Below are 14,720 nucleotides of genomic sequence, written 5' to 3'. Positions count from 1 at the left end.
CCCATCCCATCTGCCAGAGCCTTCAACATAGGAGAGAACGACGATAAACGTCCAGCCTTCCTTACAGTCAGCGTACTTTTTAGTTTACACACTGTTGGCGGCCAAAGCCTAAAGCGCGAGGGCCTCAAGCAGGGCAGTGCGGTCGGTTTGGGCTTTGGGGAACGCGCTTTTGATTTCGCCGCGCTGCATCACATGAAAAAAGTCGGCATTGGCGAAGGCGAATTCGAAATTCTGCTCCACCAGCACGATCGCCATATCCCCCCGGGACCGCAACACATCGATCGTGCGGCCAATCATTTGAATGATATTGGGCTGAATGCCCTCGGTCGGTTCATCCAGCAAAAGCACCTTTGGCCGCGCAATCAAGGCCCGCGCGATCGACAACTGCTGTTGTTGACCGCCCGACAAATCCCCGCCGCGACGGGCCTTCATGTCCGACAGCACCGGAAACAGTTCATAGATGTCATCGGGGACTCTGTGGGCCGATTTGGGCAGGCAGGCAAAACCCGTTTGAAGATTTTCCTCGACCGTCATCAGCGGAAAAATCTCACGGCCTTGGGGGACGTAGCCAACGCCCGCCTTGGCCGCCAACGCAGCCTTGCCCGAGGGCAGCCTCTGCCCGTCCAAAGTCACCGTCCCTTCTGCAAAGGGGTGGCGGCCCGCAATCGCCTTAAGCAGACTGGTCTTGCCCACACCATTGGTGCCCGTCACACAGGTCACCTGCCCGACGGGGGCTGTCAGCGTCACGTCATGCAAAATCTGGCTTTGCCCGTATTTGAGGGTGAGGCCCGTAATCTCAAGCATCTGATCGTCCCAAATAAACATCCACCACAGTCGGGTCCTTCGTTACATGATCAAGCGACCCTTCCGCCAAAACCGACCCTTCGTGCAACACCGTCACCTTGCACCCCAAACGGCGCACAAATTCCATGTCATGTTCCACCACAATCACCGCACGGGTTTCCGCCGCCTTGCGCAGAATATCCGTGGTGTGTTCGCGTTCATGCGCTGTCATGCCAGCGGCGGGTTCATCGACCAACAAAAGCCGTGGGCTTTGGGCCAGCAGCATCCCGATCTCAAGCCATTGTTTTTGCCCGTGGCTCAGCTCCCCCGCGGGGCGGGTCAGATGATCGGTCAGGTTGATGTCTTCGGCGATGTCCTCAATCCGGGCGGCGCCTGCGGCGGTCTTGCGGTAGAACAGCACGGCGAAGGGACCGCGCGGATTTTTCAGCGCCATGGCAAGGTTTTCGCGCACGGTCTGCGCCTCAAACACGGTGGGCTTTTGGAACTTGCGGCCAATGCCCAACATGGCAATCTGGCTTTCGGACATGCCAAGAAGGGACCGGTTGTCTTCCCCGAACAAGATCTTGCCTTCGTCCGGTTTGGTCTTGCCCGTGATGATATCCATGAAGGTGGTTTTGCCCGCCCCGTTGGGGCCAATGACGGCACGCAACTCCGGTTCACCGATCTGCAGGGACAGATTGTTGATGGCCTTGAACCCGTCAAAGGATTTCGTGATGCCGGACATTTCCAGAAGCGATTTCATGATTTGCGCACCAATTTATCAAAGAGCCCGCCGATGCCTTGAGGCGCGAACAAGGTGACGGCCACAAAGGTCAGCCCCAACAGCACCAGCCACCAATCGACCCAATTGATGACATAGAACCCAAGGTCCACGCTGGGCGCGCCCCCGCCTGTGAACCAGCTGGACAACAAAGACACCACAGCCGCCCCGATGACCGCCCCATAAAGCCGCCCCCGCCCGCCAATGGCGACCCAGACCGCCAGATAGATCGACGCGATGGGCGCGATTTCCGCCGGATTGATGATCCCCGCCTGCGGGTAATACAGCGCCCCTGCGATCCCCGCGATCACCGCCGTCAGCGTGAAGACGAAGAGTTTATAACTTTCCACGTGGTAGCCCAAGAACCGCACGCGGCTTTCATCGTCGCGAATGGCCTGAATGATGTTGCCCAGCTTGCTGTCCGTGATCCAAGCAAACAGCAGGTAGCCCAGCGCAAGTGCGGCCGCCGAGGCCAGAAAGAACGCGATAGACACAACGTCCTGGCCGGTGTCTTCAAACCCTGGAATGTTCTGCAGGCCCGACAGGCCGTTGTTGCCGCGCAGCCCGCTGTCATTTTGAAAGAGGTACAGCGCCAGCGCCAAAGTCATGGCTTGGGTCAAGATGGACAGATAAACCCCGTTCACGCGGCTGCGAAACGCCAGCCAGCCAAAGACCAGCGCCAAAAGGCCGGGCACCAACACCACCAGCGCCAGTTGGATCCACAAGTGATCGGCAAAGGCCCATAGCATGGGAAATTCCGATGACCCCACGACGCCGAAAATCTGGTTGCCAATGGCGTCCGACACCTCTTGCGGGGTGGGCGGAATGACCTGCCCCGCAAGGCTGTCGATCACGATGATTTCCGTGCGCGCATACATCAGCCACATGCCGATGGCATAGCCGCCGATGCCAAAGAAGGCGAAGTGCCCAAGGCTTAGGATGCCGCAATATCCCCAGACCACATCCATCGCGATGGCGACCAGACACAGGCACAGCGTCTTGCCCAAGGTTTTGACAAAGGACGTCGATATCAGGCCCACGCCCGATGCCTCCGACATGACCGCGACGATGGCTGTGAACAGCCCCAAGGCGGCGAGGAAATACAGCACCGAAGGGTTGCGCGCGATAAAGGATTTACGTGTTGATGTCATGGTTTAATCCGCCGCAGCACGGCCCTTGGGCGCGACAATGCCCTTGGGTCGGAATTGAATGAACAAAATGATGAACAAGATCATGTAGGTCTGGGCCGCGAGCGTGTTGGACGGGTTCAGGAATTCGATCCCCTTTTGCAAGAACCCGATCAGACCGGCACCCGCCAAGGTGCCCCACACGTTTCCAACCCCGCCCACAACCACGGTCATGAAGGACTGCACGATGTAATCCGCGCCCATCTCTGACGTGACTTTTGCATAGAGCCCGATGGCCACACCGGCCACGCCCGCAATCCCTGATCCCAACCCGAAGGTCAGCATGTTGATGCGGTCAGGGTTGATCCCCATGGACGCCGCCATACCGGGGTTTTGCGTGACCGCCCGCACCTCAAGCCCCAGCCGCGTGCGTTTGAGGATATAAAGCAACGCCACCAGAAAGATCAGCGCCATCACGAAGATCGCAATGCGGATCGTGCTGATTTGGATGACGTCAGAAATCACCCAAGCGCCGCTCAGCCAGTCAGGCGATGTGAGGGGGCGTGCCTGCGTGCCAAAGATGTTCTTGGCAATCTGTTGCAGGGCGATGGAAATGCCGAAGGTGGCCAACAATGTCTCAAGCGGGCGGTGATAAAGATGGCGAATGATTAACCTCTCCATCGCCACCCCTGCCCCAAAGGTCAGCGCAAAGGCCAGCGGCAAAGCGACCAGAATGGACACGGTGTAATCCGGCACAAACAGCTGCACCACATAGCCTGTATAGGCCCCCATCATGATGAATTCGCCATGCGCCATGTTGATGACGCCCATTTGACCAAAAGTAATGGCAAGCCCGATAGCCGCTAGAAAATAAATCGATGCAAGCGACAGCCCGTCCAACGTCATATCCACCGTTTGCGCCCAGCCCACGCGGGTCTCGACTTTGTCGAGGGTCGCGCGGGCGGCTTGGGTCACGGCGGTGTCGGTTTCGACATATTGGGCGAAAAAGACATGGGATTGCAGGGCTGCGGCAACGTCGTCTTGCGTCACCAAAGGCGGCACCAGATCGGCGCTGGCCAAAGTGGCATAGGCGTCTTCACGCGCCGCGTTGGTATTCAGCGATGCGATGGGCACCGTGCCAACACGACCCTCTGCGATATTGGCCTCAAGGGCTGCGCGGATGTCACCGGCGCTGACCAAAGCGGGGGCCAGACCCGCGTCGACCAGAATCTGATAAGACGCCTCGGGCGCGTCTGCGGGGTCGTAGAGTTCAGCGATATTCACGTCAGGCAGGGTTTCGGCGACCTCATCCGTCGTTGCCAAAATCTGGCTGAGCACCGCGCGTGCCTCAACCGAGGTGTCAGCGGCCAGTGTTTCGATCGCTGTCACACGTGCCGCACTGTCCTCACCAAAACGGGCGGTCAAGAAGGTGATGAGTTGCTCTTTGCGGGCACGGATGTCTGCGTCGTCTTCGCCCTCCAGCGATGCGATTAAGGGTGCGAGTTGTTCGGCCTCCCCCCTGCGCGCGATACTCTCCAACGCAGCCTGTCGGCGCGCAGGGTCGGGATCAGACAGTTGGAACTGCACGAGGGCCGTGCCGATCACCCGCCGCACGCCGCCGTTGGGGCGCAACTGGGTAAAGCCGTCAGCCGCCACCGATGCTTCATCGCCTGTGTCCACATCGCGAATGATCAGGGCATCGCCCTCTTCGGCACCAATGTAAAACAGCCCCGTGGCATCATCCTGCCAAACGTTCCGTCCGGCCCATTCTTCCAAAAACACGGGCACTTGCGGCAGGCCAGAGGCCACCAGATCATCCAACATCACACTGACCGAACGACGCGACGGCTTGGCCACCTCTTCGGCATGGGTCTGCAGCAAGGCCTGTAAATCTTGAGCCGCGACGCTGACGGCAGACAGCAGCATCAGGATCATGCCGAACACAAGGCGCATCATCGGGGGGACTTTCTGAATTCGGGGATAGGTCTTCGAGGGATAGGGCGCGGCAAGAACCGCCGCGCCCCACCGCACGTCTTAGTAGTTCGAGGTCAGCTGAACGCAGGTCTCGGTTTCGGTGTTGTACATGCCGCAACCAAGGTCCTTCCAATCGGAGGTCAGGACAGCAGATTCAGGCAGGTAGTCCGTCCATGCGTCGCCAGGCACTTCGGATGTCTGGCTGATGATGTCGAACTGGCCGTCCGCTGTGATCTCACCGATCAGAACAGGCTTGGCGAGGTGGTGGTTCGGCAACATGACCGCTGTGCCGCCTGTCAGGTTCGGGAATTCCTGCCCGTACATGGCGGTGCGGACCGCATCCACGTCTGTGGTGCCTGCGTCTTCAACGGCGTTCACCCACATGTTAAAGCCGATGTAGTGGGCTTCCATCGGGTCGTTGGTCACACGCTCATCGCCCATGGCGGCCTTCCAGGCGGCCACCCATTCGTCGTTCAGCTCGGATTCAGCCGACTGGAAGTAGTTCCAAGCGGCCAAGTGACCCACGAGGTCGGATGTATCCAGACCCGACAGCTCTTCCTCACCCACGGAGAAGGCGACCACTGGAATATCGTCGGCGGAAATGCCAGCCGCTGCCAGTTCTTTGTAGAAGCCGATGTTGGCGTCGCCGTTGATGGTGGAAATCACGCCCACTTGGCTGCCGTCTGCGCCCAGTTCAACCACGTCGGCCACGATCGTGGACCAATCGGAATGACCAAAGGGTGTGTAGTTCACGAAGATGTCGTCGGCAGCGATGCCGTTGTCGATCAGGTATTGTTCAAGAATGTTGTTGGTCGTGCGCGGGTAGACATAGTCCGTGCCCAGCAGCGCGAACTTTTCAACGCCCAGTTCTTCAAGGAAGTAGTCCGTCGCAGGGATCGCCTGTTGGTTGGGCGCGGCACCTGTGTAGAACACGTTGCGTGAGGATTCTTCGCCTTCGTACTGCACGGGGTAGAACATCAGCCCGTTCAATTCTTCCAGAACCGGCAGCGCAGATTTGCGCGACACGGAGGTCCACGACCCGAAGATCACGTCGACTTCGGACACGGTCAGCAGCTCACGCGCTTTTTCCGCAAACAAAGGCCAGTCAGAAGCCGGGTCAACGACGACGGCTTCGATTTCACACCCCAGAAGGCCGCCTGCTTCGTTTTGCTGGGCGATCAGCAGTTCCATCGTATCTTTGAGGGTGGTCTCGGAAATGGCCATCGTGCCGGACAGTGAATGCAACACGCCGACTTTGATCGGGTCGGCACATTCTGCCGCGGCAGCGCTGGCAACCATCAGGCCGAATGCTGTGGACAGGGTAAGTTTTGTGGTGGTCTTCATGGATGTATCCCCATTGGGCGTGCGGTCATCCGGGCGCGGGTCTTGACGTTGTCCCCCCAAAGCCCGATCTATTCCGCACAGCGATTGCTGTAGTTGCGGGTGGGATTGATCCTGCAAGACGCCCCACTCGCGACGCTTTCCGATTGAAAGCCCGTGCACCATCCGTCGAGACCTTTTGAGGGGCAAGTTTGCGCCAAGACGCTTTGACCATGATGGGCCAAGCCGCCTCATTTTTACGCGCGGTAAGTTTAGACGTCTAAAAATTGGGCGACAGTTTGGCGCAGTTTTGATCAATTCAACCGGAGTATGTCGCCAAATCTTGATGAAGCTGACGAAATTGCACCCCGAAAGTGCGCCCTTTGATCATCTGGTCGATCTGCACCGTGCCGACAGTATGCCGACAGACAGGTGCACCCCAACCGCGATGCAACCGAGCCAGACCCAGATCGCGCCAGCTCATGAATTGAGCAATTTCGATGGTGTGGGTGGCGGAGACGAAGGGATTCGAACCCTCGAGACCCTTCCGGGCCTACTCCCTTAGCAGGGGAGCGCCTTCGACCACTCGGCCACGTCTCCGTTGACCCGTTTAGCGACGGGGCTGGTGGGGGGCAAGTCGGAAATGTGCGCTTTTGTGCAGGTTTGACAAATGTCGCGCGCGCAGTGAGCAGATGAGCAATGCCCCCATGCTCACACCGGTGCCTTATGTGTTGAACAAGAAGTGCAGGACATCACCGTCCTTGACGGTATATCCCTTGCCTTCTGCACGCATTTTGCCTGCTTCCTTGGCGGGCTGTTCCCCCCCTAATTCCACAAAATCATCATAGGCAATGGTTTCTGCGCGAATGAAGCCCTTTTCAAAATCGCCGTGGATCACGCCAGCGGCCTGTGGCGCCAATGTGCCCTGCTTGATCGTCCATGCGCGGGCCTCTTTTGGGCCGACGGTAAAATACGTCTCAAGGTGCAGCAATTCGTAGCCTGCCTTGATCAGGCGATCCAGACCGGCCTCTTTGAGGCCCATTTCTTCCAAGAACATCTCAGCCTCGTTATCTTCCAACTGGCTGATTTCCTCTTCGATCTGGGCAGAGATAATCACATGGCTGTTGCCCTGTGCGGCGGCCATTTCGGCCACGGCGGCGGAGTGTTGATTGCCCTCGGACGCTTCGGCCTCACCGACGTTACAGACGTACAGTACGGGCTTCGTGGTCAGCAGTTGCAACATTTTCCACGCCTTGCGGTCGTCGTCGTCCACGTCAACCACACGGGCAGGTTTGCCATCCTCAAGGGTCGCCTTGGCGAGTTCCATCAGCCGTTGCTGTTGCACTGCCTCTTTGTCGCCACCACGGACCTTGCGCACGATGTTTTGCAGACGTTTCTCGATGCTTTCCAGATCGGCCAGCATCAGTTCCGTTTCAATTGTTTCGGCATCGGCCACAGGATCAACGCGACCGTCCACGTGGGTCACGTCACCGTCTTCAAAACAGCGCAGCACATGGGCGATGGCATCGGTTTCGCGGATGTTGGCCAGAAACTGGTTGCCCAGCCCCTCCCCTTTGCTGGCGCCCTTCACAAGGCCCGCAATATCCACAAAGGTCATCCGCGTTGGAATGATGGATTTAGAGTTCGCGATGCCAGCCAAGGTGTCCAGACGTGCATCAGGCACGGCGACTTCACCCACGTTGGGTTCAATCGTACAAAACGGGAAATTCGCGGCCTGCGCTGCCGCCGTGCGGGTCAATGCATTGAAAAGTGTGGACTTTCCGACGTTCGGCAGCCCGACAATACCCATTTTGAAACCCATGACGACGCTCCTTTGATGTGTCAGCCGCGCTTCTAATTGGCACGGGGGCGACCCGCAAGCGCCCCAATGAAATAAGGGGCATTGATTTTCCCGCGCCCCTGCGCCAAACCGCATGGGGTTTTCGTGAAAGGATCGCAGGACATGACACGCATTGACGCCAAATTCGCTGAACTGGCGGCTCAGGGGAAAAAGGCATTTGTGGCCTATGTGATGGCGGGCGATCCCGATTACGACACCTCGCTTGAGATCGTGAAAGGCCTGCCCGGTGCGGGTGTTGATGTGATCGAACTGGGTCTGCCCTTCACCGACCCTATGGCCGACGGATCGACGATCCAGCTGGCGGGCCAACGGGCGCTGGACGGCGGCATGACCCTTGATCAGACCCTGAATATTGCGCGCGAACTGCGCAAAACTGACGACACAACACCCGTCGTTATGATGGGCTATTACAATCCGATCTATTCGCGCGGGGTTGATACCTTCCTTGCCCAAGCCAAAGAGGCAGGCATCGACGGGCTGATCATCGTGGATTTGCCACCCGAAGAAGATGATGAGCTGTGTATCCCCGCCCAAAAGGCCGGCTTGAACTTCATCCGTCTGGCCACGCCCACGACCGATGCAAAACGTCTGCCCAAAGTGCTGCAGAACACCTCCGGCTTTGTTTACTACGTCTCCGTCACGGGAACGACAGGCGCTGCCGCGGCCCAAGCCGCCGATGTGGCACCGGAGGTTGCGCGGATCAAATCCTCCACCGATTTGCCGGTGATTGTCGGCTTTGGTGTCCGCACGCCGGAAACCGCACAAGACATCGCAGGCGTGGCCGACGGCACCGTCGTTGGCTCCGCTATTGTTGAAAAGATCGGCGCAGGTGAGCCTGTGGCCGACGTCTTGGCGTTTGTGAAATCCCTAGCTGATGGCGCCCACCGCGCCTGAGGGGTGGCAAACTCTTGAAAAGAGTTTGAGGACATTTTCTCGTTGAGAAAATGGGCCCACCGAAGACTTGCGCCGAATTGCCCGAATTGGTAAGTCATTCATACCAATTCAGCGAAAAGGCCATGCCATGCCCGTGATCACCACCATTGATGACCTGAAACGTCTGCACAAACGGCGCACGCCTAAAATGTTCTATGATTATTGCGAAAGCGGATCATGGACCGAACAAACCTTTCGCGACAACGAAAGCGATTTTGACAAGATCCGCCTGCGCCAGCGTATCGCCGTCGATATGACGAACCGCACGACCGCCAGCAAATTGATAGGACAGGATGTGACCATGCCGCTGGCCCTCGCCCCTGTGGGGCTGACGGGCATGCAGCGCGCAGATGGTGAGATTAAGGCCGCCCGCGCGGCTGAGAAATTCGGCGTGCCGTTTACGTTGTCCACCATGTCCATCTGTTCGATCGAGGACGTGGCCGAACACACTGAAAAACCGTTCTGGTTCCAGCTGTATGTGATGCGGGATGAAGAATATGTCGACAACATCATCGAACGGGCCAAACGCGCGGGCTGTTCGGCGCTGGTTCTTACGCTTGATCTGCAAATCCTCGGTCAGCGGCACAAGGACCTCAAAAATGGGCTGACCGCACCGCCCAAAATGACCCCCCCCGTGATTGCCGATCTGGCTACCAAATGGCGTTGGGGGATTGAAATGTTGCAAACGAAACGACGCAGTTTCGGCAATATCGTGGGGCACGCGAAGGGTGTCGACAATATGAATTCACTGTCGTCTTGGACGGCCGAGCAATTCGACCCGCGCTTGGATTGGAATACCGTGCGCAAACTGAAGGAAAAGTGGGGCGGCAAGCTGATCCTGAAGGGGATTTTGGACGTAGACGACGCCAAAATGGCGGCCGAGGTGGGGGCAGACGCCATCATCGTGTCGAACCACGGCGGCCGACAGCTGGATGGGGCGCTGTCGTCCATCCGCATGTTGCCCAGCATCGTGCAGGCAGTGGGCGATAAGGTCGAAATCCACCTTGATAGCGGCATCCGGTCGGGTCAGGACATGCTCAAAGCGCTCGCGATGGGGGCCAAGGGGGTCATGATTGGCCGCGCCTACATCCATGGCCTCGGTGCCATGGGCGAAGCTGGCGTGACGAAGGCGTTAGAGGTCATCCACCGCGAACTCGACATCACCATGGCGCTGTGTGGACGCCGCGATGTGAACACCTTTGATCGCGATATGTTGCTGGTGCCTGAGGATTTTGAAGGCCGCTGGGCCTAACGCCTTCACCCTGCCCACAAAGGGCTTTTCAAACAGGGGAATCCGTCCTATAGGCACGGCTTCACTTGGGGCCACCTGTGGTCCTGACATGGCAAAGTGGGTCGCCCCGAGACTACGGCGACGCGCGAATTGAAAGGATTATAAAATGGCTGGTCAAGTTCCAGATTTCGAAGCAACCTTGCGCACCAACACCGGTAAGGGCGCTGCCCGTCAAGCGCGCCGCGACGGCCTTGTGCCTGGCGTTGTCTACGGTGGCGGTGAAGACCCCATCGCGATCAACGTGCCCTTCAACGTTCTGTTCAAGAAGTTGAAAGCTGGCCGTTTCCTGTCCACTCTGTTCAACCTGAAGGTTGAAGGCCACGACGACGTCCGTGTCATCTGCCGGAACGTGCAGCGTGATGTGGTCAAGGATCTGCCGACGCACCTCGACTTTATGCGCCTGAAGCGCACCACCAAAATCAACCTGTTCATCGGTGTGGAATTCACCGGCGAAGACGCATGCCCCGGCTTGAAAAAGGGCGGCATTCTGACAGTTGTCCGTCCCGAGGTTGAACTGGTCGTGACGGCCGGTGACATTCCTGAGAACATCACTGTTGATCTGTCCGGCCTCGAAGTCGGTGATACGATCACCATCAACTCCGTTGATCTGCCAGCCGGCGCGAAAGCCACGATCGACCGTGACTTCGTGATCGCGAACATTCAGGCACCGTCTACTCTGGCCTCCGATGATGAGGACGAGGGCGAAGAGGTTGCTGCCGACGAAGTACCTGCGGAAAACGTTGAAGAGTAAATCTTCACGCTTCCATCCATCGACAAAGGGCGCGCCGCACGGCGCGCCCTTTTTGTTTGTCGATGAGTGTCAATGGGTCAGGCAGACTTGATCTTGTTGAGGACATCACGGGCAGGCGTCGGGCGGCCAAGGTGATACCCCTGCCCCAGTTCAACACCGATGCGGCGTAGTGTCTGACGCTCGGCCTCGGTCTCGATCCCTTCGGCGACGACTTTCGCTTGGGTGTCCGCCGCGAATTTGACCATGGCCGAAGCCAAAGACCGCCGCGCCACATCTTGGTCCACGTTTTGAGTGAGCGACATATCAAGTTTGATCACGTCGGGGCGCAGACGGATGATCTGCTGCAAACCGGAATATCCGGCCCCTGCGTCATCGACTGCGATCCGAATGTTCATGTCCCGAAGCCGGTCAATTTCCATGAGCAGCACATCCAGGTCTTCAATCGCGGAGTGTTCGGTGATTTCCATGATGATATTGCGCCCATCGCGGTCGGGAACCAATGATGCGATCTGCCCGGTCGCCAGTGTCTTCGCGGAGGTGTTCACAGACAGGTAGCAGTCCGGAGGCATGTCAGGCAGGAGGCCAAACGCGCGTTCAATCACATCCAATTCCAACTGAACCTGAAGCCCCACATCCGCTGCATCCTGAAACCACAGATTCGGTGGGCGATAGGGGACGTGTTCAAACCGGCACAACGCCTCATACCCGGCGATGCTCTGATCTTTGAGGCATTGGATCGGTTGCAGCGATATATCAAAGGCGCCGGTGCGGCGGATGTCTTCGATAGCGTTTCGTTTGGCGATCGTTTGTTCTTCGCCGTCCAACGTCGTGTTCACATCGTCTGCCACAAGGGCCGCGAAGGCTTTAACCACCTCAAGATCGCGGTTGTTGAGAGACAGGCGAGGCGACCGCCCAAGGATGCAAAACATCCCGTAAACAGATTTGTCTGTGCGCCAGATCGGCACACTGACATGGGCGCGCACAGGAATTTGGGACGTAAACGCGATTTCATCGCACAGTGGGATGTCCTTGGTATCGCGGATCAATTCAGGCAACCGGCCTTCCAGAATATGCAGGCAATAGACCTCATCCAGTTCAAAGACGTCCCCTACGGATGCGAAATGTTCAAAACCCGGCGCATCAACCGCGCGCAATTCCATCTGATGGCCCTTAATCTCAGACAAAAAGGCGATGTCCATATCCAGATGGTTGCGCAAAAACGCAAGTGTATTGGCTTTCAGATCGCCCGCCTCAGGCACCATTCTTGGCACAAGGGCAATTGCGGCGGGGGCAACACCAGTCATGAATGTTTCTCCAGAATTATGGGGCCCGTTGTGACGCAATAAACTCAACAAGTGGTTACCAATCCAACCAAAAATTCCGGCAATTTTTCCGAAAATCCGCAGGGCTAGGCGTAGGTCCTTCAAGCCGCTATAGAGCGCCCCATGAAACTTTTTGTTGGTCTTGGAAATCCTGGCGCGAAATACGCAGCCAATCGTCATAACATCGGCTTTATGGCCCTCGACCGGATCGCGGACGATCACGGCTTCGCCCCGTGGCGCGGAAAATTTCAAGGACAGCTGAGCGAAGGTAAACTTGGCAGTGCCAAGGTAATCCTTCTCAAACCCACGACCTTCATGAACCTGTCTGGCCAATCCGTGGGCGAGGCGATGCGGTTCTTCAAACTCGACAGCACCGACGTCACCGTCTTTCATGACGAGATCGATCTGGCACCCGCCAAGGTCAAAGTCAAAGCAGGTGGCGGCCACGCGGGCCACAACGGGTTGCGGTCCATTCACCAACATATTGGGCCGCACTATGACCGCGTGCGTCTTGGTGTGGGCCATCCGGGCCACAAGGACCGCGTGCCGGGCTATGTGTTGTCCGACTTTGCTAAGGCCGAGGCCGATTGGCTGGACGATGTGATGCGCGGCCTGTCCGACGGGGCCGCCAAACTGGCGGCAGGCGACGGGCCGGGCTTTTTGAACGCGGTGGCCCTGCGGGTGACACCGCCCCGGTCGTCCACCACCACGCCCAAACCCAAAGCGCGCCCCAAGGACACACCGCCCGTCCCGGGCACGGATACGCCGCCTGCCCCGGGCACGGATACGCCGCCCGTCCCGGGCACGGATACGCCGCCCGTCCCGGGCACGGATACGCCGCCCGTCCCGGGCGAGGACACCCGCACACCGCTGCAAAAGCTGGCCGACAAATTCCGCTAAGCGGCAGGCTTGCCGCGCTGCGGGGACCGTGCGACCCTTCGTGAAAACGGGTGGGGTCATGAAAAGAAGTCTTCGATATCTGGCATGGGGTCTGGGCGCCCTTTTGATCGCGGCGCTCATCATCGGGGTCTGGCAACGCGAACGGGTCTCGCGCCTGTTGGCTGTCAATTCCCTCTTTGCGGAAGACAAGATCGTCCAGAACTTCACCTCGATGGATGACCTGTTCCTGAGCACCGAAATGCCGCCAGCCAGCGACACCGTAAACCGCCTGCAATCAGGCGCGCCGATGGACATGCCCGCTGGATTTGCCGCGTGGACCCAAGACCGCGCCGTCACAGCCATTATCGTGGCGCAGAACGGCGTCATCCGGCACGAAAGCTATCCGCTGACAGCGGATGGCGAAGACGACCCTGCCGCGTCGCGCCGGATCAGTTGGTCGGTGGCCAAAAGCTTCCTCGCAACGCTGATGGGTGTGCTGCATGAAGACGACACGATCCCCGATCTGGACGCGCCGGTGACGGACTATGTCCCCACCCTCAACGGGTCCGCCTATGACGGGGCGACCATTCGCGACGTGCTGCAAATGTCGTCAGGCGTGACCTTTGATGAGGATTATCTGGACTTCTGGTCGGACATCAACCGCATGGGCCGCGTGCTGGCGCTGGGCCGGTCGATGGATGGGTTCGCTGAAGGGTTGGATGGGACTTTCGCGGTCCCAGGCACCGATTGGCAATATGTCTCCATCGACACCCATGTCATCGGCATGGTGATCCGTGGGGCAACGGGGCGGAGCATTCCCGACCTTTTGAACGAAAAGGTACTGACGCCGCTAAAACCGACCGCGACACCCTACTACCTGACAGACGGCTACGGGGTCGCTTTTGTGTTGGGAGGACTGAACCTGACAACCCACGACTATGCGCTGTTCGGTCATATGATCGCGTCTGGCGGGATCGCCTTTGGCACACGCATCGTTTCCGAGGACTGGATTGAGGAGGCGACGCAGGCCTCCGCCAACACCGATCCCAGCGAATTCGGCTATGGATACCAATGGTGGATCCCACCGGGGTCAACGGACGGGCAATTCCTCGCGCGCGGCATATATGGTCAATATATCTATATCGATCGCCCCCGCGGCGTCGTGATTGCCGTCAACGCCGCCGACCGCGGGTTCCGCAATGCGGGCGTGTCCGACAGCAATATCGCGATGTTCCGCCAAATCGCCGAGGTTTTGAAAGAATGAGACCTGATCCTTCCCGCAATGTTCTGGGTGAACCACTCCAGACCTGTTCCACCGACCCGATGACCGGATACTTTCGCAATGGCACCTGTGACACCTGCCAGCAGGACACCGGCAGTCACACCGTTTGCGCTGTGCTGACGGCGGAGTTTTTGGCCTATTCGAAATACGTCGGAAACGACCTCAGCACGCCACGGCCTGAATTCAACTTTCCGGGTCTGAACCCCGGCGACGGCTGGTGTCTGTGTGCGTCACGCTTCCTTCAGGCCCATGACGAAGGCTGCGCGCCGCAGGTGAACCTTGCGGCCACCCATGAACGCGCTTTGGATATCGTGCCGCTTGCGGTGCTGGAACAACACGCGCTGGACCGTGATTGAAGCGCAGCGGATCATCTGTGCCTTGGCCTTTGTCCTCAGCCCTGTCTGGGCGCTGGCACA

The 14,720-nt window shown here is 58.5% G+C and carries 13 protein-coding genes and 1 tRNA gene; 6 read left to right on the top strand and 8 right to left on the bottom strand.

The window, feature by feature from the left end; translation table 11 throughout:
- Positions 1-108 precede the first annotated feature (108 nt).
- The 7 genes from urtE to ychF form a co-directional block, all read right to left on the bottom strand.
- Positions 109-804: an urea ABC transporter ATP-binding subunit UrtE gene (urtE, locus tag ACTG36_RS08745; protein ID WP_375281246.1), complete on the bottom strand. Its 696-nt coding sequence runs from the start codon at positions 802-804 to the stop codon at positions 109-111.
- Entirely contained in the window at positions 797-1,546 is a 750-nt protein-coding gene (gene urtD, locus ACTG36_RS08740) for an urea ABC transporter ATP-binding protein UrtD (protein ID WP_375281242.1), read from the bottom strand. Before urtD ends, urtE begins: the two co-directional genes overlap by 8 nt.
- A complete protein-coding gene (urtC, locus tag ACTG36_RS08735; protein ID WP_375281243.1) occupies positions 1,543-2,715 on the bottom strand; it encodes an urea ABC transporter permease subunit UrtC in 1,173 nt (390 codons plus the stop codon). The genes urtD and urtC overlap by 4 nt, the downstream gene beginning before the upstream one ends.
- Positions 2,716-2,718: 3 nt before the next feature.
- On the bottom strand, positions 2,719-4,647 hold the full coding sequence (gene urtB, locus ACTG36_RS08730; RefSeq protein WP_375281244.1) for an urea ABC transporter permease subunit UrtB: 1,929 nt from the start codon (positions 4,645-4,647) through the stop codon (positions 2,719-2,721).
- 78 nt (positions 4,648-4,725) lie between these two features.
- Positions 4,726-6,009, bottom strand: coding sequence for an urea ABC transporter substrate-binding protein (urtA, locus tag ACTG36_RS08725; RefSeq protein WP_439142031.1), 1,284 nt, complete (start codon positions 6,007-6,009; stop codon positions 4,726-4,728).
- 486 nt (positions 6,010-6,495) lie between these two features.
- Positions 6,496-6,585, bottom strand: a tRNA-Ser gene (locus tag ACTG36_RS08720).
- A gap of 124 nt (positions 6,586-6,709) precedes the next feature.
- Positions 6,710-7,807, bottom strand: a complete 1,098-nt coding sequence (ychF, locus tag ACTG36_RS08715; protein WP_375279910.1) for a redox-regulated ATPase YchF — start codon at positions 7,805-7,807, stop codon at positions 6,710-6,712.
- Positions 7,808-7,948: 141 nt separating this feature from the next.
- On the opposite strand from ychF, the gene trpA reads away from it, so the two are divergent.
- The 3 genes from trpA to ACTG36_RS08700 all read left to right on the top strand — a co-directional run bounded on the left by trpA (position 7,949) and on the right by ACTG36_RS08700 (position 10,821).
- Positions 7,949-8,740 carry a tryptophan synthase subunit alpha gene (trpA, locus tag ACTG36_RS08710; RefSeq protein WP_375279909.1) on the top strand — a complete coding sequence of 264 codons (792 nt, stop codon included), beginning with the start codon at positions 7,949-7,951 and terminating at the stop codon, positions 8,738-8,740.
- A gap of 127 nt (positions 8,741-8,867) precedes the next feature.
- Complete coding sequence (locus ACTG36_RS08705) at positions 8,868-10,031, top strand: alpha-hydroxy acid oxidase (protein ID WP_375279908.1); 1,164 nt, start codon at positions 8,868-8,870, stop codon at positions 10,029-10,031.
- Positions 10,032-10,176: 145 nt separating this feature from the next.
- Positions 10,177-10,821 carry a 50S ribosomal protein L25/general stress protein Ctc gene (locus tag ACTG36_RS08700; protein WP_375279907.1) on the top strand — a complete coding sequence of 215 codons (645 nt, stop codon included), beginning with the start codon at positions 10,177-10,179 and terminating at the stop codon, positions 10,819-10,821.
- A gap of 77 nt (positions 10,822-10,898) precedes the next feature.
- Here the strand turns inward: ACTG36_RS08700 and ACTG36_RS08695 are convergent, their stop codons facing one another.
- Complete coding sequence (locus tag ACTG36_RS08695; protein ID WP_375279906.1) at positions 10,899-12,125, bottom strand: sensor domain-containing phosphodiesterase; 1,227 nt, start codon at positions 12,123-12,125, stop codon at positions 10,899-10,901.
- 141 nt (positions 12,126-12,266) lie between these two features.
- On the opposite strand from ACTG36_RS08695, the gene pth reads away from it, so the two are divergent.
- From pth to ACTG36_RS08680, 3 genes are read left to right on the top strand one after another with little or no spacing between them, the layout of a single operon-like run.
- Positions 12,267-13,043 carry an aminoacyl-tRNA hydrolase gene (gene pth, locus ACTG36_RS08690; protein WP_439142026.1) on the top strand — a complete coding sequence of 259 codons (777 nt, stop codon included), beginning with the start codon at positions 12,267-12,269 and terminating at the stop codon, positions 13,041-13,043.
- Positions 13,044-13,101: 58 nt separating this feature from the next.
- Entirely contained in the window at positions 13,102-14,286 is a 1,185-nt protein-coding gene (locus ACTG36_RS08685) for a serine hydrolase domain-containing protein (RefSeq protein ID WP_375279904.1), read from the top strand.
- Positions 14,283-14,660, top strand: a complete 378-nt coding sequence (locus tag ACTG36_RS08680; RefSeq protein ID WP_375279903.1) for a DUF2237 family protein — start codon at positions 14,283-14,285, stop codon at positions 14,658-14,660. Before ACTG36_RS08685 ends, ACTG36_RS08680 begins: the two co-directional genes overlap by 4 nt.
- Positions 14,661-14,720: the final 60 nt, after the last annotated feature.

Origin of the sequence: Pseudooctadecabacter sp., from assembly GCF_965657175.1 — a bacterium.
Lineage (GTDB): Bacteria > Pseudomonadota > Alphaproteobacteria > Rhodobacterales > Rhodobacteraceae > Octadecabacter.
This window is presented reverse-complemented; position numbering and strand designations above follow the sequence as displayed.

What these genes read in the sequence shown, in the direction of transcription:
- ACTG36_RS08685 (WP_375279904.1), top strand. Translation starts at nt 13,102, where the DNA reads ATGAAAAGAAGTCTTCGATATCTGGCATGGGGTCTGGGCGCCCTTTTG.
- urtD (WP_375281242.1), bottom strand. Translation starts at nt 1,546, where the DNA reads ATGAAATCGCTTCTGGAAATGTCCGGCATCACGAAATCCTTTGACGGG.
- urtE (WP_375281246.1), bottom strand. Translation starts at nt 804, where the DNA reads ATGCTTGAGATTACGGGCCTCACCCTCAAATACGGGCAAAGCCAGATT.
- ACTG36_RS08705 (WP_375279908.1), top strand. Translation starts at nt 8,868, where the DNA reads ATGCCCGTGATCACCACCATTGATGACCTGAAACGTCTGCACAAACGG.
- ACTG36_RS08700 (WP_375279907.1), top strand. Translation starts at nt 10,177, where the DNA reads ATGGCTGGTCAAGTTCCAGATTTCGAAGCAACCTTGCGCACCAACACC.
- ychF (WP_375279910.1), bottom strand. Translation starts at nt 7,807, where the DNA reads ATGGGTTTCAAAATGGGTATTGTCGGGCTGCCGAACGTCGGAAAGTCC.
- pth (WP_439142026.1), top strand. Translation starts at nt 12,267, where the DNA reads ATGAAACTTTTTGTTGGTCTTGGAAATCCTGGCGCGAAATACGCAGCC.
- ACTG36_RS08680 (WP_375279903.1), top strand. Translation starts at nt 14,283, where the DNA reads ATGAGACCTGATCCTTCCCGCAATGTTCTGGGTGAACCACTCCAGACC.
- urtA (WP_439142031.1), bottom strand. Translation starts at nt 6,009, where the DNA reads ATGAAGACCACCACAAAACTTACCCTGTCCACAGCATTCGGCCTGATG.
- urtB (WP_375281244.1), bottom strand. Translation starts at nt 4,647, where the DNA reads ATGATGCGCCTTGTGTTCGGCATGATCCTGATGCTGCTGTCTGCCGTC.
- ACTG36_RS08695 (WP_375279906.1), bottom strand. Translation starts at nt 12,125, where the DNA reads ATGACTGGTGTTGCCCCCGCCGCAATTGCCCTTGTGCCAAGAATGGTG.
- trpA (WP_375279909.1), top strand. Translation starts at nt 7,949, where the DNA reads ATGACACGCATTGACGCCAAATTCGCTGAACTGGCGGCTCAGGGGAAA.
- urtC (WP_375281243.1), bottom strand. Translation starts at nt 2,715, where the DNA reads ATGACATCAACACGTAAATCCTTTATCGCGCGCAACCCTTCGGTGCTG.